The following is a 26080-nucleotide window of genomic DNA, read 5'->3' on the forward strand; positions in this document are numbered from 1 at the left end:
CGCCCTCCTCGCCTAGAGGCTATATCTTTCATCTCCTGCTGTTCTGCGCTCACCCTCTACGCCTGGCTTTAACCTTAATCCTCGCCTTCCACTTTCCTGCGCCATTTCCCTCTTCTTTACGTTTCGACAAAATATTGCCCGGGCAATATCTCGCTCATTCCTCGCTTCACTCAACCTTTACGAGCTACATCCCCGCCCCGACCGAAGAATGCCGGAGCACATCCCGAATGCCCAGCCCCGCTTCCTGCGGAAACGTCATCCGCCGGCCGTCATACTGCACGCCGCCGACCACAATGTCGTTCATCAACATCAGCGGCGCGTCGAAGTCGAAACGGGTGATGTTTTTTTTGCTTGCCGCCAAGTGGGCTGCCGCCGTGACCGCCACCCTTGACTCAATCATGCTCCCCACCATACATTCCACGCCGCATTCCTCCGCGAGATGGTTAATCATCTGCGCCTTATAGATCCCGCCCGACTTCATCAGCTTAATGTTGATCAGATCCGCGGCCCGACGCTTCAGCACTTCAAACGCCTGCCCCGGCGAAAACACGCTCTCATCCGCCATAATCGGCGTTTCCACCGCATCCGTGACCGCCTTCAAACCCTCGATATCATGCGCCTTTACCGGTTGCTCCACCAGCTCAATGTCCAGACCCAGATCCTCCATCCGGCGTATGGCGCGCACCGCGTCCTTCACCTGCCAGCCTTGATTCGCATCCACGCGGATCTTCACAGCGGGCCCTACGCACCGGCGAATTTCCTCCATCCGAGCAATGTCCTCGGCCATACTGTCCTTGCCCACCTTGATCTTCAACACATTAAAGCCGTCCTGCACATACCTGACCGCATCCTCACCCATTTCCTTCGGCGAGTTCACGCTGACCGTGAAATTTGTTTCAAGCTCATCCTTGTATCCGCCCAAAAACTGATAGAGCGGCAATCCGCAGCACTGCGCAATCAGATCGTACACCGCCATGTCCACGGCGGCTTTGGCGCTTGAACTGCCGATCATGGATTGGTGTACCGCTTGCAGAATCCGCTCATAGCCGCGTACATCCTGCCCGATCAATAGCGGTTTGAACGTATTCTCAATTGCCGCATGGATCCCTTCCAGACTATCGCCCGTAATCACAATCGTGGAAGGAGCCTCGCCCCATCCCGCGCGTCCATCCTCGGTTGCCAGCCTGACGATGATCGATTCGGCATGATATACCGTGCGAAGCGCGGTTTTGAACGGCTTGATTAGCGGCGTGGATTGCCTCATGATTTCTATATTTTCAATAATCATCGTATGTAGTCCTCCTTAGGCGTAAGTCCCGGGCTCATGACATTCCAGCCGCTTCTCGTACGTGTTCATGGTTGCTTCGATGCCGAGCGGTAACGCGATATTCGGTGAACAGTGTCCGATGCGGAATCCCGCCATGACCGGCTTGCCTGCAGCAACGATGTGATCCTGTATGACCTCATCCAGTGATAATGACACTTTCCGCTTCCTCGGCGCACAGTTGTTGAAATCGCCGATCACCATCCCGGCCGCGTCCGCAAACTTCCCGGCTAACCGCAATTGGTTCAGCATCCGGTCGATCCGATACGGTTCCTCATCAATATCTTCTATGAACAGCAACGCTCCGGTGGTGTCGATTTCATATGGCGTGCCCAGCGTGCTCACGATTAACGATAAATTCCCGCCAATCAACGGGCCCGAAGCGACACCTTCCACCAGTACATCCAAAGGCGCGATTTCTTCCGTATAACACAATACCCCCGGCTGAACCAGGAGTTGCAAATTCTGAACGGTGAGTGGATTCACATCCATTTTGCACAAATCAATCATCATCGGTCCATGAAACGTCACTAAACCCGACAATTTGCCAATCGCCGCATGCAGGAACGTAATATCGCTATATCCCCAGAACACTTTCGGATTCGCCCGTATCATCTCATAATCGAGTCGATCGGCGATTCGGGGCGTACCATACCCGCCCCGCGCGCACAAGATCGCATGAATCCCCGGATCAGCGAACATCGCGTTCAACTCCTCCGCCCGCTCCGCGTCCGTTCCCGACAAGTACCCGTGCTGCTTCAACACCGTATTTCCTACTTGCACCCGTAATCCCAGCTGTTCCAAATAAGCCGCAGCCGACTTCATCTGCTCCCAGTCCCCGGGACTTGCAGGCGCTGTGATTCCCACGGTATTTCCCGGGACTAATGCCCGCGGTTTGATCCGATGTACGCTCATAGATGTCCTCATTTCTGCCCAATTCTCTAGAAAAAAAGGGGAAGCCACCCTAAAGGCGCACACCCCTTATTTCCTAATTGATTATGATTTCAAATCGGTCCACTTAAAGTCGATAAATCCGAACGGATGACGGACCACACCTTCAAGTTTCTCCGTTTGCATGTACACGGTGTTGTAGAAATATAACGGGAGCACAGGGGCCTCATCCATCAAAATCTTCTCCGCATCATGCAGCATCTGGAACCGTTTCGGTTCATCTGGTTCATTATATGCGTCTTTAATCAATTTATCATACGCCGCGTTGACCCAGCCTGTCCGGCTGAACGGGTTGGTGGACTGGAAACCGTCCAGGAAGTTGATCGGATCGGCAAAGTCCGGCAGGAACGAAGAGCGGGAGAGTTGCAGCTGCAGTTTCTTTTGCTCATCGGATAATACCTTGCTTTCCTTGTTCGCCAGCTTCACATCGACGCCCAGATTGTCTTTGAACATCGCTTGCAGCGCCTGAGCCACCCGTTGGGAAACGTCGTTCGTGTTGTAAGTCAGGGTCACTTCCGGCAGTGTCGTGTAACCCGCTTCTTTCATACCTTTGTCCAAAAGAGTCTTCGCTTCCGCCGCGTCAAACTTGATCAAATCCCCGCCGACTTCGCGGAAATCCTTGCCGGACGGCTCGATCAGCCCCGGGGAAACGAAGGCCACCGCTGGCTTCTGCTTCTGCTTCAGTACCAGATCCACCAGCTGCTGCCTGTCCACCGCGGCCACAAACGCTTTACGGATGTTCGCATTTTTGAACGGCTCTTTCGTTACGTTGAAACGGTAGAAGGCGACGCCCGCGCTTTCTTCCACGGTCACCTTCTTCTCTGCGAACAATTGGTCGCTGAGGTCGGCCGGAATGGAGCCTGTCGTATGCAGCTCGCCCGTTGAGTACAGTTGGTAGGCAGTGTTGGCGTCATTGACCATTTTGAACGTAAGTCCGTCCAGCTTCACATTCGCTGCATCCCAGTATTGGTCGTTCTTTACCATCTTCAGTTCGCTGTCGTGGGCCCATTCCTTGATGGTGAACGGTCCGTTGCTCACGATCGTTGCGGCTTCACCGGCCCAAGCGGCATTGCCTTCCACTGTTGCTTTGTGCACCGGGAAGAACGCCGGGCTGGCTACCATGTTAATCAACCAGGAAGCAGGCTGAGCCAGGGTAACTTCAAGGGTTTTCTCGTTGACCGCTTTAATCATGACGCCGTCCGCTGCGCCCTTACCGGAATTGAACGCTTCAGCGCCTTGAATCGGATATGCCAGGAAAGCCGCATCCGAAGCCGTTGCCGGATCCAACAGCCGCTTCCATGCGAATTCGAAATCCGCCGCGGTCACAGGGTCGCCGTTGCTCCATTTGATACCGTCGCGCAGGTTAAATGTGTATTTCAGGCCATCCGCCGCAATCGTCCAGTCCTTCGCCATCGCGGCTTCCGGCTTCTGGTCTTTGCCCAGGCGGGTCAGGCCTTCAAAGGCATTGTTCACGACGTCGTAGGATACTTGATCGAAACCGATCGGAGGATCCAGGGAAGTCGGTTCGCGCGTGTTGTTATACATGACAATTTTGGCTTCCGCCTCCGCTGTTTTCTCTTCTTTCGCCTGCTCTTTGTTATTTCCCGCCGGCGTGTTGCCGTTGTCGGTTGTGTTGTTATTGCTGTTGCAGCCTGCCAACACAGCTCCGAGTACGAACGTTAAGACGATCACCCATACCGATAGTTTTTTCATTCGTTTTGTTCTCTCCTCTTAATGATTTATTTGTATTTCTATCGCACAGCCGCAACATAAGCCTTCTTCGCGGGTGGCTGGGATATTCGCTTGGCTCTCGGATCTTGCAACCAACAGGCAACCGTGTGATGCCCGCTCAATCCGGTGTTATCGGGTTGGTATACGCCGCAAACTTCCATGGCATGACTGCATCGCGCGGCGAAAGCGCAGCCTTGCGGCGGAGCGAACAAGTCCGGCGGGGTGCCGCCGATCGGCTTGAGCGGTTGGGACCGATCCATATCCAGCCGCGGAATGGAATCCAGCAGGCCTTGGGTGTACGGATGCTGCGGGTTGTAGAACAGCTCGTGCACCGTGCCGCTCTCGACAACTTTGCCGGCGTACATCACATTCACGCGATCCGCGATGTTGGCTACAACGCCGAGGTCATGCGTGATAATGAGGATGGCTACGCCTGTTTTCTTCTGCAGGAACTTGAACAAATCAATAATCTGCGCCTGAATCGTTACATCCAGCGCCGTAGTCGGCTCATCGGCGATGAGAATGGACGGGTTGCATACCGAGGCGATCGCGATCATCATGCGTTGCCTCATCCCGCCGCTGAACTCGTGCAGGTATTGCTTGAGGCGCATCTCCGGGTTGGAGATGCCCACAAGACCCAACATCTCGATCGCCTGTTTGCGCGCGGCCGAACGGGAAAGCTTCTGATGGCGGATGATGCCTTCCATTATCTGTTCCCCGATGGATAGGGTGGGGTTGAGCGCCGTCATCGCGTCTTGAAAGATCATGGAGATTTCGGAGCCGCGAAGCTCCCTCATCTGCTTCTCGCTCAGCTGGGTCAGCTCCCGGCCTTTGTAGCGAATGCTGCCCTGGTCGATGCTGGAGCTGTGCGGCGGCAGAAGGCGCATCACGCTGCGCGCGGTGACGCTCTTGCCGCAGCCGGATTCGCCTACGATGGCGAAGGTTTCGCCCTTGCGCAAAGTGAAGCTGACACCGCGAACCGCTTGCACGCGGCCGCCGTGCGTGGTGAAGGAGACGTGCAGGTTCTCGACTTCAAGCAGCAGGTCGGATGCTGTTGTTCCCTTGATGTCGTTCAAGTTTTCCAAACCCCTCGATTTCTTCGGGTCCTTCAGGTCCTTCAGGTCCTTCAGGTCCTTCGGATTCGTTATGTCGTTCAAGTTTTCCATGCGCTTACCTCCTCAGCTTCGGATTGAAGGCGTCTTGCAAGCCGTCACCCAGCAGATTGAACGCCAGCATCGTGATGGAGATGAAGAACGCCGGGAAGAACAGCCGCCACCATTGTCCGGACAGGATCGTTGTCAACCCGTCGTTCGCCATCACGCCCCAGCTCGCCATCGGCGGTTGGATGCCGAGACCGAGGAAGCTCAGGAACGCTTCCGCGAAGATCGCCGACGGCACGGAGAACGTGACCTGGACGATGATGACGCCCATGGCGTTAGGCAGCAGATGCTTGCGGATAATCTGGCTCGGGGAAGATCCGAGCGCTCTGGCCGCGAGCACGTATTCCGAGCTCTTCAGGCTTAGCACCTGGCCCCGCACGATCCGGGCCATTCCAATCCAGCCCGTAGCGCTTAGCGCGATAATAATGGTGAGCAGCCCCGGGCCCATAATGACCATCAGCAGAATAACAATCAGCAGGTAGGGAATGCCGTACAGCAGATCCACGAACCGCATCATGATGTTATCAATACGACCTCCGGCATAACCGGAAATGCCTCCGTACACAATGCCGATCAGGAAGTCGATCAGCGCCGCCATCAAGCCGATGAACAGCGAAATTCGCGCGCCGTAGAGAATCCGGGCATACACATCGCGCCCTAACTCATCCGTGCCGAACCAATGCGCGGCGGATGGCTTCTGATTTCCTTCCAGCAGCACCTGTTTGGAATAGCTTTGGTCCGTCAGATACGGTCCCGCCACAGCAAGCACCGCAATCAGCACAATCAAAATCAATCCGAGCATCGCCAGCTTGTTCTTGAGCAGCCGTGTCCAGGCTTCCTGCCAGAAGGTCATTCGCGGACGAACGATGGCTTCCCCCATCCCGGCTCGCGGTTGCATCGGTACGAATAATGAATCCGGAACGTTCATGGTCAGGCCTCCCTTCGGTGAAGCTTAATGCGGGGATCAATGAATCCGTAGGCGACATCCACCAGAAACATCATGAACACCAACAGCGCGCTATAGAACACCGTTGTGCCCATAATTAATGAATAATCACGGTTGTTGATACCGTCCACGAAATACTTGCCCATCCCCGGAATCGCAAAAATCTTCTCAATCACGAAACTCCCGGTCAACACGTTAGCCACCAAAGCCCCAAGCAATGTGACCACGGGCAAAATCGCGTTACGCAACGCATGCTTGACGATAATGCTGAACGGCGACAGCCCTTTGGCCCGCGCCGTTTCAATGTAATCTTCCGTCAGCACTTCCAGCATGTTCGCGCGGGTCAAGCGCGCGATGATGGCAAGCGGACCGGTCGAGAGCGCTAAGGCCGGAAGAATGACATGCTTCCAGCTCCCCCACATCGCGACCGGCAACAGCTTCCATTCCACCGCGACGTACTTGATGAGGAGCGTCGCTACAACAAAGTTAGGCACCGTGATGCCGATCACGGCAAAGATCATCGCCATGTAATCGATGATGCCGTTGCGGCGTAACGCCGCCAGGGTTCCCAGCAGCACGCCGGAAACGACGGCGAATCCGATGGACACCATCCCCAGCTTGAACGATACCGGAAAACCCCGTTCAATCATGGAATTCACCGTATTGGGGAAATGGCCGATGGACGGACCCAAATCCAACTGCAGCAAGGACTTCAGATATAACACATATTGTACCGAAACCGGTTTGTCCAAATTGTAAAATTCCATCATGTTCTGCACCGCGGTCGGATTCGAATTCCGCCCGTCTTTCTCAAACGGAGACCCGGGTACCGTATGCATCAGAAAGAACGTTACGGTAATGATCAGCCATAAGGTGACAATCATGGAGATAAATCTGCGAAGTATGTATTGTGCCATGCTATGCCCTCACCTCACCCGTTTAGTTAACAGAAATTCGTACGCATCGCCAGCTCCGTCATGACCAGCATCGCTTGGTAAGCCTCAAGGATATCCTTGGCCTGAAAAGAGACGACGGGACGGTTCCCCTCCAGGGTGGTGCCCGGCATCAGATGAGCCCATTCGGCCTGGCCGTAGTTGGCGAATTCGATTGTCAGCAGCGGACGGTCCGGCGGTACGAGCGGCTTTACGCGTTCGCGGCTCGCCAGCGCTTCCTTCGTCTTCGCCTGCAGGAGTTCGCCGCTCTTGGCCGGTGTCAGACTCAGCGCCGAGGTGCGGGAGATGCGCTTCTTGACCACAGCCGTCGTGACGCCGGGGATCAGCGCTTCCGCTTCCAAGGCGGTTTCGTCATCGCCCGCCACCAGCAGCACCGGTACGCCGTAATGTCCTGCCACGTAAGCGTTAAAGCCCAGCTCGCCCACGGCGACATCGTTGATGTACATGTTCCGGACGCCGAAAATCATGGTGTGGCTCAGCACGCCCTTCGTGGCCGCCATCGTGTGGTAACCGAGGAAAGCCGCTCCCCCAAAGGAGGCGTCCAACCCCTGTACCATCGAATACGGCTTCACATCCCCGGTAATCAATTGTGTCTCCGGATGAAGTTTTTCAATAATCAGATTATTCATTTTGGAATGACTGTCATTCACGATGACTTCCGAGCATCCCTCCTGAAAAGCGCTGCCGATCACGTGGTTCGCTTCATCGGTCATGATGTGCCGGCCGCGTTCATAATTATGCTGCCTGGAATCTACAAAAGTGGAATCTACTAAACCGGTTACCCCTTCCATATCAATCGAGATATAGAGTTTCAATGTGTTGGCCTCCATTCAAATCCAAATATGAAAAAAACCCAGCAAACAGCATCAGGAAGACTCTTCCTGCATGTCCGTTTGCTGGGTTTTATTTACGGGTATGTAGTCCATACGTATAAATAAAGCAGCTTACACTGTACCGGAAGAGGGGAGTACCTGTTCTTTCCGACCGTTAAGTGTGTGGTTATACTTCTTCTGAGCATCCTTATACGCCACAATCAAAGCCTTCTGTGAAGAACCGTGATACCGTCTGCGTATTTCTTCCGCTATGGGTTCGTAATGGAGTATATTGTGTCCGATAAAGATGGAGCGCACGAACTCGGATGTCAAAGGAATGGTCGATGAACATCCCGCGTCAACTATCTTATGACTTGCCGTGTCAACAACGAGCCCGATGAAGAACGCGCTGTACCTCTGTGTAATCGGATTGTTCACGGATGCCTGGGCATCCCCGATGACATAAACCGTATCCTTGTCGTATAGCATTCCTACCAAACTCCTTATTCAGCATTCAGACACGATTCCGAACGGGATATATGAAGGATGTGCTTCCTACGACCGTCGGACGCCAGAACACTCTATGTGTAACATAGTCTAACATAGCATTAACATGTTGTAAATCATTTTAAGAACGTATTGTAAAGCAACCCCGCAAGCTCCGATTCCGCCTTGAAAAATACGGATGCATCCTTCTTCTGATGAAGACCGTTCATAATAAGAAGAATGCCCCATTGCTCTTCCGGGTGGAAATACATATTGCTTAAGAGACCATAGGCGTCGCCGGAATGTCCGATGAGCCGCTTGCCGGGAATCAGATCTTCTGTGATCATAAACTGAAGACCAATAGTACGAAAGAACCCTTCATGCCGGTTACCTGACCAATGAGTGTTATGCATAAGCTTGGCTGTCTCCTGTTGGAGAATACGCGTCCCCTCTAAGGCTCCCCCCTCGGCGTGCGTGCGCATGAAACGGCTTAAGTCCTTTACCGTGGTGCGCAGCCCGCCTTGCGGACTGAAAATCGCGCCGTTCGTTCCCGGTACGTAATCGCTGAAATCCGTCGCATTCGGTTTGTGTCCGCCGAAATCATCGGTTCCAACCGTAAAACGGCGCTCATCCTCGACATATTCGTAGAGCACCGCGACAGCGTCCATATCAGGGATATCCTGAATGTTAAAGCTGGAATCTGCCATGCCTAGCGGGTCAAAAATATGATTGCGGCAATAGAGATCAAATCTCTCATTCGACAGTTTCTCTATGATGGTAGCGAGCAGAATAGCGCCTGTGTTGGAGTACTCAAAGAAATGAGGGTCCCCGGGTTCTCCGTCCCCCCACAACCCCTCGGAATAATAAGCTCCCTCCGGTTCAATCAACTCTCTCAAGTGTAGCTTAGGCGGATTTTCGGTCCGTGAGTCAATAACAAAGCGAACATATTCATCTTGCAATCCCGATGTGTGGGTCAGCAGATGCTTCAGTGTCACCGGCTTGTCCGGGTGTTTGGGATTGCGAACCGTGAAGCCCAGAAGCTCTCCCGCTTCCTGATCCAGCGCGGCCCGACCTTGCTCGACCTGTTGCATTAGGGCCGTCGCAACAACGGTTTTCGAGATGGAGGCAACACGGAAAACGGTCTTCTCCGTAACCGGTATACGGTTCGCCAGGTTCGCCCAGCCGTACCCGCCGGTCCACACGTCTCCCCCGGGCTTCAGCACCGCCGCGGCCAGCCCCACGACATGATGCTCCTCCATGATGCGTTTAATTTCCTCGCTCGGTGCGCTCATTTCGCTTCCCCCAATTCAGTAAGTTTCTACTATTATACACTTACATAAAGTTCTTGGTCAGCTTGTGAATATATGTACTGGGATGCAGGTTGGGATGCCGGAAGAAGGTGTTTGGATCCGTTATTTTGCTGGAAACGTTCAGGTCGTATTCAATCATGGTCTTCACCTTATCCGCCGTTTCCTTGTTTTTCACCAATACCCCCAGCTCAAAATCATGACAAGCACTGCGTTCATTAATGTTGTACGAGCCGTGGAAGAAGCAATCCGCGCGTTTATCGTAAGTGATTTTCCAGTGGGAGAAGCGCTCCGTATGGCTATAGTCGTAGAAAGTCACACCTTTCATGAAAGGCCCGTACATATTGCTGCGGACTGCGGATTTGTTCGTCGGATGGTCATTGACCTCGAGCGGGTTACAGATGGTGATCCACTTGGCTTGCTCCTCATCCAACGCCTGCAGACATTCCCAGAAAGCCTGATCAATCAGATAGGGATTGACGATGATCGTTTCATCGGACACATTCTGGATCAAAGAAAGATAGTATTGTTGAATCAAATTGACGGGATTTCCAGGAAAACTGGACAGCAGCGTACACTCATCTTCCCCGTACCGTCTGTCCGTCTCGGGCGCATAGAACGAATCCTTAGGATCGAACACATCCCCGCCTAACACCGTCCACTGGAGTGCAAAAATTTCATTCAACGGCAACGCCAACGCTCCCTGAATGCGTACACAACCGTCATGCCATTGCTCTGTTTCACTGGGCACGCCTAATGGGTGATGGTCCACTTCTGCTGTAATCGGCGTATGAAGCGGCGTTTCGTACAGATACTGATCCCCGATATTGATGCTGCCGAGAATCGATGTTACACCGTCAATTACAAGAAATTTTCTGTGGTTCACCACGTTAAGACCGGTGACGATCGCCGCTTGCACTTGGTCCTCCAGAAACAGATGGCTTTCGGGCACACCGGCGGCTGCAAGCTCTTTTCGCTTGGCGGTCCAATCCCGGTCGGTGTAGTGTTCATCGAACGTATTGATTAATTTTGCGCCCGCGGCAATTAATTGTTCGGACAAACTGTGAAAGTCGCCAAAGCTTAGATTCTTCGCATAGCCGAGCGCCGTGATTCCGTAATCGGCCATAATACGAACCTGAACGCCGCGCTGTAACGCTTGAAGCAGAGCCTGAACAACTTGATTTCCGGCTCGGTCGTTAAAGAACAGCATGACCGACAGATGGATGTAACGCTCAGCTTTGTTGATTTCACTCAGCAGCACCTTCAGGCAGTCCACACCGTTCACGTAAGCATCCACCCGGTTATGCGTTGTCGTTTTGGGGGCCAGTGCATTTAGTTTTGCTAGATCGATTTGGTTCACAAGGTATGCTAGTTGGTGGAGGAATTCGGTAGGTTGTTGCGGCATATCCGCCAACTGCTTGACCGATGTAAACACACCCCCGATATGCTGTCTGTATTGGGCTGCTCCGGACTTGTCCATGTTAGCGTCCGCATAGGCTACGGCAGGTTGCGCCTCCTCCAGCACGTTCTCCAAGGCGCCGTTGGATACATAGTAGTTCATAAAATCGAGCATCCCTTGTTGCAACTCTTCGCTCCAGTCAGATACTGCGATCGCGCCGTTCTCTGTACTCGTTCCTGATCGATTCGTCTCCATCTCGTGCCATCTCCTTATCCGTACTTGTCGCTATACTTATATAAACCAATTAGGCTGTTCTTATCTAAAGATTTAATGTTTCCATTTGATCCGTGTTTTTCCAGTCTGGGTTAGTATGCTCTTTATGCTGGAGTATTAGGAATATTCAACGCATTAATAATTTAATATGTAGGTATTAAGGTACGCTCATTGTATCTGTCGGCACGCGAACATTTATTGCTAAAGAGCACGGGTCGAGCTATACTATGGAACATTAGGTCGTGAAGCACACGCCACATCATAGACAGATCTGGGAGTATTCATCCGGATCGGTCTGCGGTGTGGCGTTTGTTTTTTCTGGAAATTACGCTAAAGGGTGTGTTTATAAATGCGATTTGATTTTGAACAACAATTTACTTTGTGGATGGAGGCATTGGTTTCCGCAGAAGTGAATCCCAGAAGGCGAGAATTATTGTTGAAAGGTTTAGGTCATGGAAGTGTAGAGTTTTTAAGACAAATTTGGTTTCCGATTGTTGGTCATTTTGATCATTTGCAGCCGGAATGGGAGGTGCGTGACTTTGGAAACGGGTATCGTTATATTGACTTTGCCTACCTTCCCGGGGGCCGTAAAGGGGCCATTGAAGTTCATGGGTTTGCCTCGCACGCCAGGGATTTGGATGTTCGCAGATTTAAAGATCTGTGCTACCGCCAAGGATATTTGGGTTTGGATGATTGGACTTTCTTGCCTGTTGCTTACCCTGCCATCATGGACGAACCTAAACATTGTCAGCAAATCGTTTTGTCGTTTATAGGCAAATTTCTGGCTGTGGACGTCCATGCTTCATTAGATTGGCTGGAAGCCGAAACGGTTCGGTTGGCCCGCCGTCTCCTGCGCCCTTTCACTCCGGATGAACTATGTGCACATTTGCGTATTACCAAGCAGCACAGCCGACGTTTATTATCCAAGCTTGTGGAATTAAAAATTCTTAAAGTAGCAAGCGGAACGGTTCGGTATCGTACATATCAACTGATTTATTGATTTTACAACAAAATAGGCTCTTTGTGCTTATGCTGTGGTGCTGGGGGCTGAGGGCTGGGGTGCTGGGTTGGTGTGCTGGGGCTGGGTGTCGGGGCTGGGGTGCTGGGTGTTGGGTGCTGGGTGCTGGGTGTTGGGTGCTGGGTGCTGGGTGCTGGGGCAATTGATACTTTGTGCAAAAAGCTTAGGTGCTTGGTACTAAATTAATGTACTCTCCATTCTCTAACGAACTCCAGTGACCTTATTGAGCCAATTTTGGCCACTTTCCCACGCTAACGAACTCCAGACACGCTATTTCATCAAATGCACCCTCGGAATCATCTCTTTTGACACTTTAGCGTCACTGGAGTTCCTTAGAATCTAGAATGTGTTCATTTTCATCCATTAGCGTCACTGGGGTTCCTTAGAGATTCAAGAGTTAGAACATTTCTACTAGTGTGCCATCATTCGGACTCGATTGCTTATGCGCTCGCATGTTTATGTTGTTTAGGTGCTTGGGTGTTATGTGCTATGCACCTTCGTGCTTGGGTGCTGGGATGCTAATTTGCTGAGTACAGTTACTCTCATTTTCTAACGAACTCCAGTAACCTTATTAAGCCGATTCTGGCCACTTTTCCACGCTAACGAACTCCAGACACGCTATTTCATCAAATGCATCCCCGTAATCATCTCTTTAAACACTTTAGCGTCACTGGAGTTCCTTAGAATCTAGAATGTGTTCATTTTCATCTATTAGCGTTGCTGGAGTTCCTTAGAGAATCAAGAGCCATCATTCGGACTCGGTTGCTTATGCGCTTGCATGTTTATGTTGTTTAGGTGCTTGGGTGATATGTGCTATGTACCTTCGTGCTTGGGTGCTGGGATGCTAATTTGCTGAGTACAGTTACTCTTATTTTTCTAACGAACTCCAGTGACCTTATTAAGCCGATTTTGGCCACTTTCCTACGCTAACGAACCTCAGACACGCTATTTCTCCAAATGTCACCCAGTAATCATCTCTTTAGACACTTTAGCGTTACTGGAGTTCCTTAGATTCTGGAATGTGTTCATTTTCAGCAAATAGCGTTACTGGAGTTCCTTAGATTCTGGAATGTGTTCATTTTCATCCATTAGCATCACTGAGGTTCCTTAGAATCCAGCAAGTGTTCATTACAAGCCAATAGCGTTACTGTTGCAGCTTCAGTGGACGCAAGAAAACCGCCCATCCGAGATGAGCGGCTATTTAAACCAGCCTTTTTCCTTAAACTGCATGATGGCTTCGATTCGGTTACTTACCCCAAGCTTATCCAGAATGACGGATATGTAATTACGCACCGTGCCTGTGGTAAGAAACAACTCATTCGCGATTTCTTTGGTGTTCTTGCCGTCGGCGATGAGGGTCAGCACTTCTTTCTCCCGCTCGGTTAGCGGATTCTCCTGTCCATACGCGCTGTCCACAAGCTCGGATGCGTATATGCGGCGTCCGGCCATGATGCTGCGTATGGATTCGGCCAGCTCTTCACTCGGGCTGTCTTTCAGCAGGTATCCGTTCGCTCCCGCCTTCATGGCCCGCTCAAAGTATCCCGATCGGGCGAAAGTCGTCAGGATCATCACCTTCACACCGGTGCCTTTCAACTCTTCAGCCGCATCCAGACCGCTCTTGACGGGCATCTCGATATCCATAATTACAACATCCGGCTGAAGTTGGCGTACCAGTTGTATGGCTTCCTCACCGTTACTTGCACGGCCGATCACGGTCATATCTTCCTCCAAATCCAGCAAAGAAGACAAGGCGCCAAGCAACATTCGCTGATCTTCCGCTAAGACGATTCGAATCATACTTCCGCCTCCGTTTCCGGTTGTTTGAAGACGTTGGGCACTTTAATCACCACCGATGTTCCTTCATCAGAGTTCAGTTCGAGCGTGCCGTTTACGAACTCCAGCCGTTCCTTCATGCCTCGCAGCCCGTTGCCGCGAACATAGACCGAAGCTCCTGCCAGCCCTACGCCGTTATCCGAAACCGTCAGGACTAAATCCGTCCGCGTCGGTTCAATGGTAATCTCGCATACCGTTGCGGAGCTGTGTTTCACGATGTTGGTAATCGCTTCTTTCAGGCACATACTAAGCACATTCTCAGAAATTAAGGACGTGTTATTCAACTTAGGATCCCCTTCAACACGCAACTCGATATCCGCCGCCTTCAACATTTGTTGAATCCGGAAGATTTCATCCTCTAGCCGTGTTCCCCGCATCTGGGTAACTAATTCCCGAACTTCCTTCAATGCGGTTCTGGCCGTTTGGCGCACATCACGAATTTCAGCTTGGGCTTGTTCAGGATTAATGGTGATCAGTTTACCGGCGAGATCGCTCTTGAGCCCGATTAATGAAAGCTTTTGGCCCAGTGTATCATGTAAATCCCGCGCAATCCGCTGACGCTCCTCCATCTTGACCAGATCCGAAATCCGCTTATTCGCATCCTCGAGCTGCCCTTGAAGCTTGTCGCGCTTATTCTTGTTATAGGTGCTCACCGGCATCAGAATGACGGCAATGAGGCTGACCAGAACGAACGGAAGCTGGGTAATAAACACCGGATTCAGTGAAACAAAACCATAGTTGATGGTGACGACAGTAGAAATCAGATGGATGGTGTACAGAATAAGAAATCCGACCCGGTGCTGTAAATTCCCGATGAAGAATGCCAAGAACAACGAGAAATACACATAGCCGAACAGCAGGGTCATCGCGATGGAAATCATAATCTGTAAACTCGTCCAGAAATAGACCAGCCAGCCCCGGGAAACAAAGGACAGCACATAACAGATAAAGAATGCGATGATCATGGCAATGCCGATCCCGACCTGATACATGGAAGAAGAGCGGAAGATAAAGTAGAAGGGAAGAATATAGAAGACGACCCAAACATATGGGCTAAGACCTGTATTTCTGTGAAAAATCTGGTACCACTTCTGCATGGTCGTCTCCTTCTTGCACCTTGCGTCTCAGCAGCTTTAAGGCTATTCTCCCTGCAGACCTGGTTTTTTGGGTTTCATGGCGGACATGAGGCCTTGTTGCTGGGTTGCCCCGCGTTTCAATTCCCTGTAGCCGATAAATGTCTTGTTCTCTTCATCCCAAAGGCGGAAACGAAGCGACTTCAAGCTCGTCGACAATGTAATAGTTGTTGCTTTATGAAGCGGAGGTACAGCGTTATGCGCCTTCTCCAGGTTATAGTTAGGTACTTTAGGGCTTAAATGGTGAACGTGGTGGAAACCGATATTACCTGTAATCCACTGCAACACCTTAGGCAATTTATAATAAGAGCTTCCGTCTACAGCCGCTTTCACATAGCTCCATTCTTCTTCATTCTCGAAGTAGGAATCCTCAAACTGATGCTGCACATAGAATAGCCAAATGCCCAGCATGCCGGAGAAGAAGAAGATCGGACCCTGAATCAGCAGGAAAGACTGCCAGCCAATCGCCCAGATCAACAGAGAATACAACGCGACCAACGATACATTCGTAACGTAGGTGTTAATTATTTCCTTGCGGCGGGCCCCTTTACGGTTGAAACGATATTGGAACAGAAACACAAAGATCGGTCCGATGCCGAACATGACGGCCGGATTACGATAGATACGGTAAGCCAACCGTCTTGTGAACGAAGAGGACTTGTATTCATCAACGGTTAGAACCCACATGTCGCCTACACCGCGCTTATCCAAGTTGCTGCTCGTTGCGTGATGCACAGAGTGTGTATGTTTCCATTGTTGATAAGGCACAAGTGTCAGCACACCCATGATGGTTCCAAGTATATCATTCGCCAAACGGCTTTTAAAGAACGATTGGTGACAGCAGTCATGAAACAGAATAAACGTGCGAACGACAAAGCCCGAAGCAACCAAGGCGATCGGCAGCGTAATCCAGTAGGATACGGATAGTGTCAGGTAAGCCGTGTACCATAACAGCACCAAAGGCACCAAGGTATTCACAAGCTGACGGATGCTGGATTTCATATCGGTTTTTTCAAAAGGCGCTACATTCTTCTTTAGGTGAGATATACTTTCCTGTTGTTGATTCATCGGATGTTTCCTCCTTGATCTGACGCGTGCAAGTGCAGGCTTAGCAACAATACGCGTTATCATATACTTCCATTATATAAAATACCCCGATTATCCGGCAGTCATAAACGTCAGTACAAAGAGATGACAAATGTCATATAGACAATCATCCCGATATGATAGATTAATTCTTGACTTCCCCTTGATTCTGCATTATATTGGTAAAAAGTTGAACGACTTACGACGGAAGCACCCGTAAGACGAGGCGGTCTATGCCTTGTTTACGGGTGCTTTTTCTGTTGGAGTCTTATATCACGAATGGAGGTTGATGTTTCATGTCCATGTTCCACAAAACCATCGGGTTGACGCTGTTGATCCTTGCCCTGCTTGGGAATCCGCTTTATAGCTCCGTGGCCAACGCCGCGGCAATGGATCTTCCGGAGAGTACAGCCGCAAATCTAAACAAATTAATGAATGCGGGCGAGGCAGTCAACGCAGAGAAGTTAAAGTCGGCGCATGCCGAGTACAGCATGTTCAGGCAACAGGAAATCGAGCTGGGCCGTCTGATTGCTCATCACCATAAGACGAACGAAGAAGCTTTAATCCTTCTCCGCAAACAAATACGTCAGATTGACGCCATGAAGCTGGCCGCCATGCAAGCCGAATTAACCGATACGAAGGAGCGAAGCAAGCCCTTATACGCTTTGTCGGAATCACTCTATAAGCAGCTGAAGCAGGCTAAATTAACGAAGAATAAAGCGCTGGTCTCGCAGCTGGAAGACAATATTCTTCGAATTAAGCCCGCCATTCTGCTGACCCGGCAAGATGTGAAGAATAAGGAAACGTTCCTTAAAGAAGCCAAAGCTTCCGCCTACAAGAAGATTAAAGACCTTCGCGCGATGGCAGACGAAACAACTGTCACATATGCACAACTGAAGATGGATAAGAGTGTGGTCAGCAGCACACTGAAGCTTTTTTCACCGCAGATGAAATATTTGGGGAAAACCGCGAAGGCCGGAGACTCCGCGGCTGCGCTGCACGCCCTCCGAACGCTAACCGACTATGTTCGGATCGTCGTAGAGAAGCAACAAAGAATGTATACGCTTGAGCAGAAGATCGGCACCATCATTAGCAATGCTCAAGTCCAACTATCCCGACACAGCCAATAGGTCGGACAGGGCGCACAGGAACAATAGAGTACGACACAAAGAAGAACCTCCGGATGAGGTTCTCCCAGGGTACTTATTTGTTTATTCGATGGAGCCGGGATAGATGTTTTTGCCATAGAAAATTTCGTCCATCTCCCATTGCACGCTCTCCGTAATATCCTTCTGCTCCTCAGGTGACAGCTGATCCTTCGTATAGCCAAACAGGTAATTGTTCAGATCGAAGTCGCGCAGCTTACACTTGGTGTGGAATATATTTTCTTGGTACACGTTAACATCAATCATATGGAACAGATCTTTCACATCGTCCGGTATATAGTTCTGAATCGAACTGATCTCATGATCAATGAACAGTTTATGACCGCTCGTATCCCGGGTAAAGCCCCGCACTCTGTAATCAATCGTCATAATATCCGTATCGAAGGAATGAATGAGATAATTCAACGCCTTCAGCGGTGAAATTTCGCCGCATGTGGAAACGTCGATATCCGCCCGGAATGTGGAAATCCCTTCATCGGGATGGTACTCGGGGTAGGTGTGTACGGTGATGTGACTTTTGTCCAGATGCATGAGCACATGGTCCGGATAAGGTCCCGGCGATTCCTCGAAGGAAGCATCCGGCGCCTCTTCCAACGGCCCCTCGGATACAAGCATCGTTACGCTCGCTCCCTGCGGCTCGTAATCCTGCTTGGCCACATTAAGCACATGCGCGCCTATAATATCCGCCACCGCTTTAAGAATCTTGGTTAAACGATCGGCATTATACTGTTCATCGATGTACGCCAGATAGGTTTCGCGCTCTTCTTTGGTTCGGGTATAACAGATGTCATACATATTAAAGGATAACGATTTGGTTAAATTATTAAAGCCGTGCAATGTAATCCGTTGCTCTTGTGTAAGACTCATAATGTTCTCCTTTGCGATAACCAAGTATAATAAATCTCTTTATTTATTACCCCGCTATTCGATAACATACCACTTTGCATTCGAGAAACTGATATTCGCTCCCCTATAATGACAAAAAAAAGGCTATACTCGGTCCTGATGACCTTAGTATAACCCTTCTTCAGCAATTATGAATTTATGTTTGTGTAAATGTGAACGGCGTCCCGGAGAAACACCGCTGTGCCTGGTTGTTCCTTGTCATAATAGGCTGTGAACCTCTCATCCTCGACGTACATCTGCGCTAAACCGGCATGCGCTTCAGCGCTGTACTCGGGCCAGTAGAACATCAGCCATTTCCGATGAAGCTTGGCGACTTCCTGCGCGAGTTCGCCGGACGGGTCACCCGACCTATAGGCTTCGGCCAGCTTCGTGTGAATTTCTTCCCCAAGGGCAGTCACGGCGTCATGATCTTCCTGTGACATGTTCTTTACTTTATGATTGGATTTATTCACGATGTCGTCCCCGTACTTCTCGCGAACTTCTTTACCGTATTTACGTTCATTGTCATCAATAAGATTCTGCTTGAAGCCTTCAAACTTTTCTTTATCCGTCATCGTTATTCTCCCTTCCGTGGATGCAATGGTTTTCTCAACGTTAGCGATCAGTTGATCCAACTGCATGCGTTTCTCAAGAAGCTTCTCACGGTGTTCGACCAGTGCCTGGGCTCCGTTATACATGGGGGCCGAAACGATCTCATGGATCTGGTCAAGGCTGATCCCCAGTTCGCGATAGAACAGAATCTGCTGCAGCCGGTCGACTTCGGCCGCACCGTAGATTCGGTACCCGGATGAGTTGATCCGCGCCGGCTTCAGAATGCCGACTTCATCATAATACCTGAGGGTTCGGGTGCTGATTCCAGCTAACAAGCCCAGCTTTTGCACGGTGTATTCCATGGTCTCGCCTCCTGATAAATCCACTTTACACCTTGACGTAGCGTCAAGGTCAACAGGAAACTTTATATAATTGTATGTTCAATCATATCGCGTACCCGCTCCGGCAAAGCATTGGCCTCTTCCTTCGTAAGCGTGGAAGTTTCAACCGGCGGCAGAATCGTGACCTCCACTTCTGCCGGACGAATGAGGAATCCGAAAGTGTTAGCTTCCATCACCTTGTAAGAACCGTTGATCCGGATTGGTACGATGGGCGCGCCGGCTTTCGTGGCGATCTTGAAGCCGCCCCCCTTAAATTCTCCGATTGCATCGCCTTTACTGCGGGTCCCTTCGGGAAATATAATGATGGAATGCCCTCCGGACACCAATTCCGCGGCTTGCTGCAAGCTCTTCATGGCTTGTCGCACATTCTCCCGGTCCACAAAGATACAACGCAAATGATGCATCCATGTGCTGATGATGGGCATTCGCAATAATTCCTTCTTGGCCATCAAGGCGCCGGGGGTGCCGACATATCCGAGCAAGATGGGAACATCGAAGTTCCCCTGATGATTGGACACCAGCACAGCGGCTTCCTTCGGCAGATGTTCGGCGCCTTTCAGCGTGACCTTCACACTGGCCACACGCAACAAGGATCGCGCCCAGCGGCGCACAACCGCGGCTGTTAACGCATCTCGTTCTTCCAACTTCCCTTCACGCTCCAGCCGATTCGCCTTCCAAAGCGACGGCATTAATGCAATTAAATATATCCAGAAATAAATAAACCACACGATCGTTCTCATGCTGTATCCCCTCTCAAAAACCTATACCATTATACCTAGTCTCCTCCCAAAATACGAATCATTTCTAAGAATGCCAACCTTCCCGGCAAGCCATACTAGAAAGATCTTAAACTACTGGAGGTCACATCCATTCATGAACCCACCATGGATTATTCCCGCAACGGAAGGGCTCGGTTTCCGCATGAAGCAAGGTCAGATTGTGCGTGTAACCGACATCGAAGGGGAACAGGTTGCCGATTTCGTGGCCTATCGCGCAGATGATTTCTCCGAACGTCTGGACCCCGGAGTGACGATGGACGCACTGCACGCCATGAAAGTAAATGCGGGAGACATCCTGTACTCGAACAAATACAAGCCTTTGCTGACGGTCATCGCGGATACCGTCGGCAGACATGACTTTATCAATCCGGCCTGCCGCCAGGAAATGTATGTACTTCTGTATGACAAACCCAATCACAGGAGCTGCTATCAGAATTTGAAGGACGCGCTTGCGCCCTATCAGACTCCTGTTCCCGACCAACACTACCCTTTTAATCTGTTTATGAATACGACCATCGACGCCGACGGACAAATCAAGATCGAAAGACCCTTATCCAAACCAGGCGACTATATCGAACTTCGCGCCGAAGCCGATTTAATTGTGGCAATTTCGGCTTGTCCCACATCGGAAAGTGCCTGCAACGGCTACAAATGTACGCCTATTGGCGTTGAACTGGTACACTAAGCCCTTCTAAGCCGGACATCCCTTGAATACAATGTCTATGACTTGTACAGCGACTCAATTCAAGGAGTGATGTCATTGAACGCGTTCTTTACTTATATGTTCCTAGGTTTATCCCTGTCGGCTCCCATTGGTCCGATTAACGCCGCTCAATTGGATAAAGGAGCCCGATACGGCTTCACCCATGCCTGGTTAATCGGACTCGGGGCCATGTTCGCCGATGTCTTGTACATGCTGTTAATTTACTTCGGTGTGGCTCATTTCCTAAGTACCCCTTTTATGAAAACCTTTCTTTGGATGTTCGGTTGTTTTATTCTCATTTATACAGGCATTGAAACGTTAAAAAATATGAAGAACACCCCGGAAGCCGACTCCCGTGAAACCCAGACCGGTATAAGCTCGTTCCGTACCGGTTTCGTGATGGCTATGCTGAATCCACTGAACATTCTGTTCTGGCTGGGGATTTACGGCTCCATCCTGGCGGACAGCATCAAGAACCATTCCTCGGAACAAATGCTTTGGAACAGCTTGGGGATCTTCGCCGGAATTCTGCTCTGGGATTTCATCATGGCCTCTCTCGCTTCCACCTTTCACCGTATGGGAAACCGCAAAGTGCTGCAAATCATTTCCGGGCTGGCCGGATTATCTTTAATCGGTTTTGGTTTCTATTTCGGTTATCAGGCGGTACTGCAGCTCCTGTCCTAAACGCATAGACATTCACCTACACCCCCTTCTCATCATAGTATGCTTTCGTACAGATGAGGAGGATTTCAGCATATGAGTAATCTTTACACCAAGAGCTGGCTCGACGCCAACCTTACCGAAAGACCCCTATGGCAACAAGACGCCTTTACTCAATTTGGCGCGATGATTGCAGATCCTGATCAGAGCTATCCGTGTGTGCCGGGCCGGCAGGGATTTCTGACAGATCAATTGCGTTTCGGCTTTGCCGGCGATCCCCGTAGCGAGTCCAGTACGGAGGAAGTTGCCGAGCTGCTGGTTCAGTACGGTGAATGTTCCCGTGAAACCGGCAAGTACGCTTCCCTAGTCATTTTCTTCGACACCCCTTACGAGTTGCGCGCTGACTCCACGGTTGAACAATATGAAGAGTTATTCTGGTCGTTCCTGAATCGCTTGACCCAGCTGGATACCAAGCCTTGGCCTGAGCATATCTCTAAAGATCCGTCCGACCCGACTTGGGAGTTCTGTTATGACGGTCATCCCTATTTCAGTTTCTGCGCCACGCCCGCCCACATCATTCGCAAGAGCCGCAGTTTCTCCTACTTCATGATGGCGTTCCAACCCCGGTGGGTTTTTGAACATATTAACGACTCCACCCCTTTTGGCCGCAATATGAAAAAAGTGATCCGCAGCAAGCTCCAAGCCTACGACGGCATACCTGTTCATCCCGCGCTCAAGTGGTATGGCCAGGAGGATAATCAGGAATGGAAGCAATATTTCCTGCGGGACGACGAAACTTCACCTTCCAAATGCCCTTACACGGCGATGAAAAATAAACTAAAATCGCTAGGCTTGTCCTTCCACAAGTGAATAGAATCAGCTTGATTCCTTTGCAGCCCAATGATGCTTCATCCCTAAAGTGATGACCGCAACGATGAGCAGGATGCCTAGACTTGCCCAAAATCCGGGACGGCTGCTTGGCTCCATCAAGGTCCCGGACACCGCGAAGAGGATGAACCCTATAGCGATCCAAGTGCGAAGTCGCCCCCAGACGGACGGTTTGCCCAACTTCAGATACGACGCCGCAATGATGAGCCAATTGTACAGGAGTACCAGCCCTCCCGCGGTTACAATGTGCTCGAATATGCTCTTAGGCATCCATAAAGCCATAGCAATCGAAACGAGTAAACCTAGCGTATTTACACCCAATGCATATAAAGGCAGCTTTCGTTTACCCACGGTGTCAGCTAGTTTAGCCGGCGCGTCCCCGTCCTGGGAAAGCGTGACCAGCATCGTTGACACCGCATAAAGGGAAGCTACAAGGATTGAAAAGCCGGCAATAATGAATACCCCGTTTAGCAAATGTACGAAAAAGGGAGTTCCCGTGACCTCCAAAGCTAAAGTCAGGGGACTCTTGTCCGGGGTTACGTCCTTAGGCGAGATGTACACTAAAGCCAAACCGATCGACACGATGTATAGCAAGCCCACAGCCAACAGCATGACTCTGCCCGCTTTCAGCGCTTCCTTCGGATGTCGCAGGTTCATCGCCATAAAGCCCATGACTTCAATGCCGCTAAACGCATAAAAAGCGTACAGAAGTCCCTTCCACGCTCCCTTCCAGCCAGGGCTGAGCCATTCGTCCATCCGTTGCCCGGAGAGATCCATTTGTTTCGGGTTTCTGAACAGAGCAATGACGACGATGGTGATGAACATGAGTACAGCGGCTATTTTGATAATCGCAAAAAAATCTTCCGCTTTATTAATCCCTCTGGATCCTATAATGACAACGATTAGGGCGAGCAACGCGTAAAATCCTGCGTAAACCCACAGCGGAACGGAAGGAAACCAGAATTGGGAGAAGAGACCCAAAGCCGTCAGCGACGCTCCTAAGATCAACATCTCGGAAGCCCAGTACAACCAGCCGGTACTGAAGCCCGCCCAACGCCCGAAGGCTTTTTTGGCATAGGTACGAAACGAGCCTTTCTCGGGATGTTCTGCCGTTAATTCCGCCAGCGCGGCATAAATGAAATAGGTGATGATTACAACGAGCAGAAAGGTCAATAGAACGTAGATACCGCTTTTCTCAATGGCAATACTGGACCCAAGAAAAAAAGCCGTCCCCATCGTGCAGCCCACGCCAAAGAGCGTAAACTGCAGCCAGCTTAACTTCCCTTGCTTCGGTTCATGCTTATGCTCATCTGCTGATGGACTCACCGGAACGCCTTCTTTCTAAATGAAAAACCGGATCCGGCACTTGGCCAAACCCGGGATTTCTGATGGTTTAGTTCATGTAGTTCGGTCTTTGGTTCGGGTTCTGATAAGAAGGCATGCTTGGTTCGCCTTGATGCTCCGCATAGCCTTTCACCATCTGCTGCATATCCGACTGCTGTAGCTGCGGGACTTGGTAGTATGCATTTTTGTTTTGGTACAAAAAGATTTCGTAAGCCATCTCAATGTAGTTCTGGACCTGCGAAGCCAATACTCGTCTGACCACCGGATTTGTAGCTTCCACCGCGGTCATCGTAAGCAGGGATGCGCTGGACTTGATCAAGCCCAACATATGTCCGCTGATTCCGGCATCCTTCACATCCGCCAAGGATTGATTCGGTTTCTTCGGCTGGCTCGGCTTTAAACCGTACGTAACTTGCGTGGATCCCTTCATCATATACGTTGACGTTTCGCGGCTTGGCTTCCGGCCAGTAGAGAAGCTTTCAACCGTTGTGTCGTATTCGGACAGGATGAAGTGATATTGGCGATCCAGAATGTCCAGAAGTTCCTGATCCTTCACGAACGTGCGGAAAATCATATATTGATCCAGAACGTTGATCATGCCCGCCAACACCTCATGAAGGTCAAACATTTCGTGACCGCCATGATTCAGTTGAGGCTGTATATTTTGGGATGAGTAAGTCTGACCTTGTTGTTGCATTCCTTGTTGCATAGCCTGGTGCTGTTGATGTTGCTGCATGCCTTGCGGCACATGTTGCTGCTGTATGCCTTGCGGTTGATTTCCGTAGCGTTGCTGATGCACTGTAATGCCTCCTGTCAAATATTTGAACTTTGTCGCATAGGACTATGATATTATGCTTGATTTGCTTTTGGATCATTCACAAACTTTGGACAGCGATCGTTCGTGTATAATTCTTCAGTTCATGTCTGAACCTAAGGGGTATGTATGTATATCCCACGTATGGAGGTTATTACATGAAAGCTGTAACTTATCAAGGCGCTAAGGATATCCAGGTGAAAGAGGTGGAAGATCCAAAGCTTCAGAAGAAAGACGACATTATCGTTCGTATTACTTCTACGGCCATATGCGGCTCTGATCTTCATATCTATCAGGGCGCGCTTCCTACAACGTTAAAGGATTATGTTATCGGACATGAGCCCATGGGGATTGTGGAAGAGGTCGGACCTGAGGTTACGAAGGTGAAAAAAGGGGATCGCGTCGTTCTTCCGTTTAACATCGCCTGCGGACACTGCTTCTACTGTAATCATGAGATGGAGAGTCAGTGTGACAATTCCAACCGCAATGAAGCCATAGATACAGGCGGTTACTTCGGGTTTACCGAGCGTTACGGCGGTTATCCGGGCGGGCAAGCCGAGTACTTGCACGTACCCTACGGCAACTTTGTGCCGTTCGTGATTCCGGAGTCCTGCGAACTGGAAGACGAGGCGCTGCTGTTCCTCTCCGACGTGCTGCCGACTGCTTATTGGAGCGTGGAAAATTCCGGCATGAAGCCCGGAGATACGGTGACTGTACTGGGTTGCGGGCCGGTTGGTCTGATGGCGCAAAAATTCGCGTGGATGAAAGGCGCGAAGCGGGTTATTGCGATCGATAACTTGCCGTATCGGTTGAATAAGGCAAAGACGATGAATGACTCGGAGATTTTCAACTTTGACGAGTACGATAATATGGGCGGACACATTAAGGAGATTACACAAGGCGGAACCGATGTGGTCATTGACTGCGTCGGCATGGACGGCAAGAAGACCGTCGTGGAGAAGATTGAGCAGAAGCTGAAGCTGCAAGGCGGGACGTTGAGCGCCTTCGAAATCGGCATCAATGCGGTGAAGAAGTTCGGAACGATTCAACTGACCGGCGTGTACGGTGCCAACTACAATATGTTCCCGCTGGGTACTATCTTTGAACGAAATATCACGCTCAAGATGGGACAAGCCCCCGTCATTCACTACATGCCCGAGCTGTTCCGGAAAATCACGGCAGGCGAATTCGACCCGCGGGAAATCATTACGCACAAAGTGCCGCTGGAACGGGCTAGTGATGCTTACAAGATGTTCTATGAACACGAGGATGAGTCGATTAAAGTAGTATTGAAGCCTTAGGGATGGACACATCTGGTGCGGACGCCATGCAATTTCTAGGTAATACGGACACCAGCCAGGTCGTTCCCATGCCATGCGAATGTAATATGTAGTGAAATAGTATCTATTTGCGGGTTTCGGATACATTTCTGGATTTTAAGTAGTATGTCACTACTTACATATTCCGGAAATGACG

Annotated in this window: 24 protein-coding genes; 6 read left to right on the top strand and 18 right to left on the bottom strand. The window is 50.5% G+C overall.

Features of this window, described 5'->3' with window-relative positions; all coding sequences use genetic code 11:
• Nucleotides 1-184: 184 nt before the first annotated feature.
• From SY83_RS01830 to SY83_RS01875, 10 genes are all read right to left on the bottom strand, one after another.
• Complete coding sequence (locus SY83_RS01830; RefSeq protein WP_068603713.1) at nucleotides 185-1288, bottom strand: dipeptide epimerase; 1104 nt, start codon at nucleotides 1286-1288, stop codon at nucleotides 185-187.
• 15 nt (nucleotides 1289-1303) lie between these two features.
• Entirely contained in the window at nucleotides 1304-2239 is a 936-nt protein-coding gene (locus SY83_RS01835; RefSeq protein ID WP_407944604.1) for a S66 peptidase family protein, read from the bottom strand.
• Between the two features lie 81 nt (nucleotides 2240-2320).
• The gene (locus SY83_RS01840; protein WP_068603717.1) at nucleotides 2321-3988 is read right to left on the bottom strand and encodes a peptide ABC transporter substrate-binding protein; all 1668 of its coding nucleotides are present in this window, start codon (nucleotides 3986-3988) and stop codon (nucleotides 2321-2323) included.
• Nucleotides 3989-4026: 38 nt separating this feature from the next.
• Nucleotides 4027-5172: an ABC transporter ATP-binding protein gene (locus SY83_RS01845; protein ID WP_082882252.1), complete on the bottom strand. Its 1146-nt coding sequence runs from the start codon at nucleotides 5170-5172 to the stop codon at nucleotides 4027-4029.
• A gap of 4 nt (nucleotides 5173-5176) precedes the next feature.
• Complete coding sequence (locus SY83_RS01850) at nucleotides 5177-6094, bottom strand: ABC transporter permease (RefSeq protein WP_068603718.1); 918 nt, start codon at nucleotides 6092-6094, stop codon at nucleotides 5177-5179.
• Nucleotides 6095-6096: 2 nt separating this feature from the next.
• Nucleotides 6097-7029 carry an ABC transporter permease gene (locus SY83_RS01855; protein ID WP_068603721.1) on the bottom strand — a complete coding sequence of 311 codons (933 nt, stop codon included), beginning with the start codon at nucleotides 7027-7029 and terminating at the stop codon, nucleotides 6097-6099.
• A 26-nt stretch (nucleotides 7030-7055) separates the two neighbouring features.
• Complete coding sequence (locus SY83_RS01860; protein WP_068603724.1) at nucleotides 7056-7880, bottom strand: M55 family metallopeptidase; 825 nt, start codon at nucleotides 7878-7880, stop codon at nucleotides 7056-7058.
• A 129-nt stretch (nucleotides 7881-8009) separates the two neighbouring features.
• Nucleotides 8010-8366 carry a DUF3870 domain-containing protein gene (locus tag SY83_RS01865; protein WP_068603731.1) on the bottom strand — a complete coding sequence of 119 codons (357 nt, stop codon included), beginning with the start codon at nucleotides 8364-8366 and terminating at the stop codon, nucleotides 8010-8012.
• A gap of 134 nt (nucleotides 8367-8500) precedes the next feature.
• On the bottom strand, nucleotides 8501-9655 hold the full coding sequence (locus SY83_RS01870) for a serine hydrolase domain-containing protein (protein ID WP_068603733.1): 1155 nt from the start codon (nucleotides 9653-9655) through the stop codon (nucleotides 8501-8503).
• Nucleotides 9656-9695: 40 nt separating this feature from the next.
• Nucleotides 9696-11324: a phospholipase D-like domain-containing protein gene (locus SY83_RS01875; RefSeq protein WP_082882253.1), complete on the bottom strand. Its 1629-nt coding sequence runs from the start codon at nucleotides 11322-11324 to the stop codon at nucleotides 9696-9698.
• Between the two features lie 367 nt (nucleotides 11325-11691).
• On the opposite strand from SY83_RS01875, the gene SY83_RS01880 reads away from it, so the two are divergent.
• Nucleotides 11692-12342 carry a transcriptional regulator gene (locus SY83_RS01880; RefSeq protein WP_068603734.1) on the top strand — a complete coding sequence of 217 codons (651 nt, stop codon included), beginning with the start codon at nucleotides 11692-11694 and terminating at the stop codon, nucleotides 12340-12342.
• A 1215-nt stretch (nucleotides 12343-13557) separates the two neighbouring features.
• On the opposite strand, the gene SY83_RS01885 is transcribed toward SY83_RS01880, so the two are convergent.
• From SY83_RS01885 to SY83_RS01895, 3 genes are read right to left on the bottom strand one after another with little or no spacing between them, the layout of a single operon-like run.
• Nucleotides 13558-14157 (bottom strand): response regulator transcription factor, encoded by a 600-nt coding sequence (locus tag SY83_RS01885; RefSeq protein ID WP_068603736.1) that lies wholly within the window; start codon nucleotides 14155-14157, stop codon nucleotides 13558-13560.
• Nucleotides 14154-15290 carry a sensor histidine kinase gene (locus SY83_RS01890; RefSeq protein WP_068603737.1) on the bottom strand — a complete coding sequence of 379 codons (1137 nt, stop codon included), beginning with the start codon at nucleotides 15288-15290 and terminating at the stop codon, nucleotides 14154-14156. The genes SY83_RS01885 and SY83_RS01890 overlap by 4 nt, the downstream gene beginning before the upstream one ends.
• Nucleotides 15291-15332: 42 nt before the next feature.
• Complete coding sequence (locus SY83_RS01895; protein ID WP_068603739.1) at nucleotides 15333-16394, bottom strand: Delta(5) desaturase DesA; 1062 nt, start codon at nucleotides 16392-16394, stop codon at nucleotides 15333-15335.
• Nucleotides 16395-16708: 314 nt separating this feature from the next.
• Here SY83_RS01895 and SY83_RS01900 point away from each other — a divergent pair, with 314 nt between their 5' ends.
• Entirely contained in the window at nucleotides 16709-17542 is an 834-nt protein-coding gene (locus tag SY83_RS01900; protein WP_068603741.1) for a hypothetical protein, read from the top strand.
• An 81-nt stretch (nucleotides 17543-17623) separates the two neighbouring features.
• On the opposite strand, the gene speD is transcribed toward SY83_RS01900, so the two are convergent.
• From speD to SY83_RS01915, 3 genes are all read right to left on the bottom strand, one after another.
• Nucleotides 17624-18445, bottom strand: coding sequence for an adenosylmethionine decarboxylase (gene speD / locus SY83_RS01905; protein ID WP_068603743.1), 822 nt, complete (start codon nucleotides 18443-18445; stop codon nucleotides 17624-17626).
• A 167-nt stretch (nucleotides 18446-18612) separates the two neighbouring features.
• Nucleotides 18613-19377 (bottom strand): MerR family transcriptional regulator, encoded by a 765-nt coding sequence (locus tag SY83_RS01910; RefSeq protein WP_068603745.1) that lies wholly within the window; start codon nucleotides 19375-19377, stop codon nucleotides 18613-18615.
• A gap of 62 nt (nucleotides 19378-19439) precedes the next feature.
• Nucleotides 19440-20156: a lysophospholipid acyltransferase family protein gene (locus tag SY83_RS01915; RefSeq protein ID WP_068603747.1), complete on the bottom strand. Its 717-nt coding sequence runs from the start codon at nucleotides 20154-20156 to the stop codon at nucleotides 19440-19442.
• A 133-nt stretch (nucleotides 20157-20289) separates the two neighbouring features.
• On the opposite strand from SY83_RS01915, the gene SY83_RS01920 reads away from it, so the two are divergent.
• From SY83_RS01920 to SY83_RS01930, 3 genes are all read left to right on the top strand, one after another.
• On the top strand, nucleotides 20290-20880 hold the full coding sequence (locus tag SY83_RS01920) for a DUF1989 domain-containing protein (protein ID WP_068603749.1): 591 nt from the start codon (nucleotides 20290-20292) through the stop codon (nucleotides 20878-20880).
• Nucleotides 20881-20955: 75 nt separating this feature from the next.
• A complete protein-coding gene (locus tag SY83_RS01925) occupies nucleotides 20956-21582 on the top strand; it encodes a LysE family translocator (protein WP_068603751.1) in 627 nt (208 codons plus the stop codon).
• Between the two features lie 72 nt (nucleotides 21583-21654).
• Nucleotides 21655-22428 (top strand): YqcI/YcgG family protein, encoded by a 774-nt coding sequence (locus SY83_RS01930; protein ID WP_068603753.1) that lies wholly within the window; start codon nucleotides 21655-21657, stop codon nucleotides 22426-22428.
• Nucleotides 22429-22434: 6 nt separating this feature from the next.
• On the opposite strand, the gene SY83_RS01935 is transcribed toward SY83_RS01930, so the two are convergent.
• Entirely contained in the window at nucleotides 22435-23772 is a 1338-nt protein-coding gene (locus SY83_RS01935) for an amino acid permease (protein WP_068603755.1), read from the bottom strand.
• A 67-nt stretch (nucleotides 23773-23839) separates the two neighbouring features.
• Nucleotides 23840-24499: a spore coat protein gene (locus SY83_RS01940; RefSeq protein WP_197480026.1), complete on the bottom strand. Its 660-nt coding sequence runs from the start codon at nucleotides 24497-24499 to the stop codon at nucleotides 23840-23842.
• Nucleotides 24500-24762: 263 nt separating this feature from the next.
• On the opposite strand from SY83_RS01940, the gene SY83_RS01945 reads away from it, so the two are divergent.
• Nucleotides 24763-25905, top strand: a complete 1143-nt coding sequence (locus SY83_RS01945) for a zinc-dependent alcohol dehydrogenase (protein ID WP_068603758.1) — start codon at nucleotides 24763-24765, stop codon at nucleotides 25903-25905.
• Nucleotides 25906-26080 lie beyond the last annotated feature (175 nt).

Origin of the sequence: Paenibacillus swuensis (genome assembly GCF_001644605.1) — a bacterium.
Lineage (GTDB): Bacteria > Bacillota > Bacilli > Paenibacillales > DY6 > Paenibacillus_N > Paenibacillus_N swuensis.

Coding starts and splice junctions, on each gene's coding strand:
- SY83_RS01875 (WP_082882253.1), bottom strand. CDS start 11,324: ATGGAGACGAATCGATCAGGAACGAGTACAGAGAACGGCGCGATCGCA.
- SY83_RS01920 (WP_068603749.1), top strand. CDS start 20,290: ATGAACCCACCATGGATTATTCCCGCAACGGAAGGGCTCGGTTTCCGC.
- SY83_RS01945 (WP_068603758.1), top strand. CDS start 24,763: ATGAAAGCTGTAACTTATCAAGGCGCTAAGGATATCCAGGTGAAAGAG.
- speD (WP_068603743.1), bottom strand. CDS start 18,445: ATGAGTCTTACACAAGAGCAACGGATTACATTGCACGGCTTTAATAAT.
- SY83_RS01835 (WP_407944604.1), bottom strand. CDS start 2,239: ATGAGCGTACATCGGATCAAACCGCGGGCATTAGTCCCGGGAAATACC.
- SY83_RS01870 (WP_068603733.1), bottom strand. CDS start 9,655: ATGAGCGCACCGAGCGAGGAAATTAAACGCATCATGGAGGAGCATCAT.
- SY83_RS01855 (WP_068603721.1), bottom strand. CDS start 7,029: ATGGCACAATACATACTTCGCAGATTTATCTCCATGATTGTCACCTTA.
- SY83_RS01830 (WP_068603713.1), bottom strand. CDS start 1,288: ATGATTATTGAAAATATAGAAATCATGAGGCAATCCACGCCGCTAATC.
- SY83_RS01885 (WP_068603736.1), bottom strand. CDS start 14,157: ATGATTCGAATCGTCTTAGCGGAAGATCAGCGAATGTTGCTTGGCGCC.
- SY83_RS01840 (WP_068603717.1), bottom strand. CDS start 3,988: ATGAAAAAACTATCGGTATGGGTGATCGTCTTAACGTTCGTACTCGGA.
- SY83_RS01900 (WP_068603741.1), top strand. CDS start 16,709: ATGTCCATGTTCCACAAAACCATCGGGTTGACGCTGTTGATCCTTGCC.
- SY83_RS01890 (WP_068603737.1), bottom strand. CDS start 15,290: ATGCAGAAGTGGTACCAGATTTTTCACAGAAATACAGGTCTTAGCCCA.
- SY83_RS01930 (WP_068603753.1), top strand. CDS start 21,655: ATGAGTAATCTTTACACCAAGAGCTGGCTCGACGCCAACCTTACCGAA.
- SY83_RS01895 (WP_068603739.1), bottom strand. CDS start 16,394: ATGAATCAACAACAGGAAAGTATATCTCACCTAAAGAAGAATGTAGCG.
- SY83_RS01940 (WP_197480026.1), bottom strand. CDS start 24,499: ATGCAACAAGGAATGCAACAACAAGGTCAGACTTACTCATCCCAAAAT.
- SY83_RS01845 (WP_082882252.1), bottom strand. CDS start 5,172: ATGGAAAACTTGAACGACATAACGAATCCGAAGGACCTGAAGGACCTG.
- SY83_RS01910 (WP_068603745.1), bottom strand. CDS start 19,377: ATGGAATACACCGTGCAAAAGCTGGGCTTGTTAGCTGGAATCAGCACC.
- SY83_RS01865 (WP_068603731.1), bottom strand. CDS start 8,366: ATGCTATACGACAAGGATACGGTTTATGTCATCGGGGATGCCCAGGCA.
- SY83_RS01880 (WP_068603734.1), top strand. CDS start 11,692: ATGCGATTTGATTTTGAACAACAATTTACTTTGTGGATGGAGGCATTG.
- SY83_RS01850 (WP_068603718.1), bottom strand. CDS start 6,094: ATGAACGTTCCGGATTCATTATTCGTACCGATGCAACCGCGAGCCGGG.
- SY83_RS01915 (WP_068603747.1), bottom strand. CDS start 20,156: ATGAGAACGATCGTGTGGTTTATTTATTTCTGGATATATTTAATTGCA.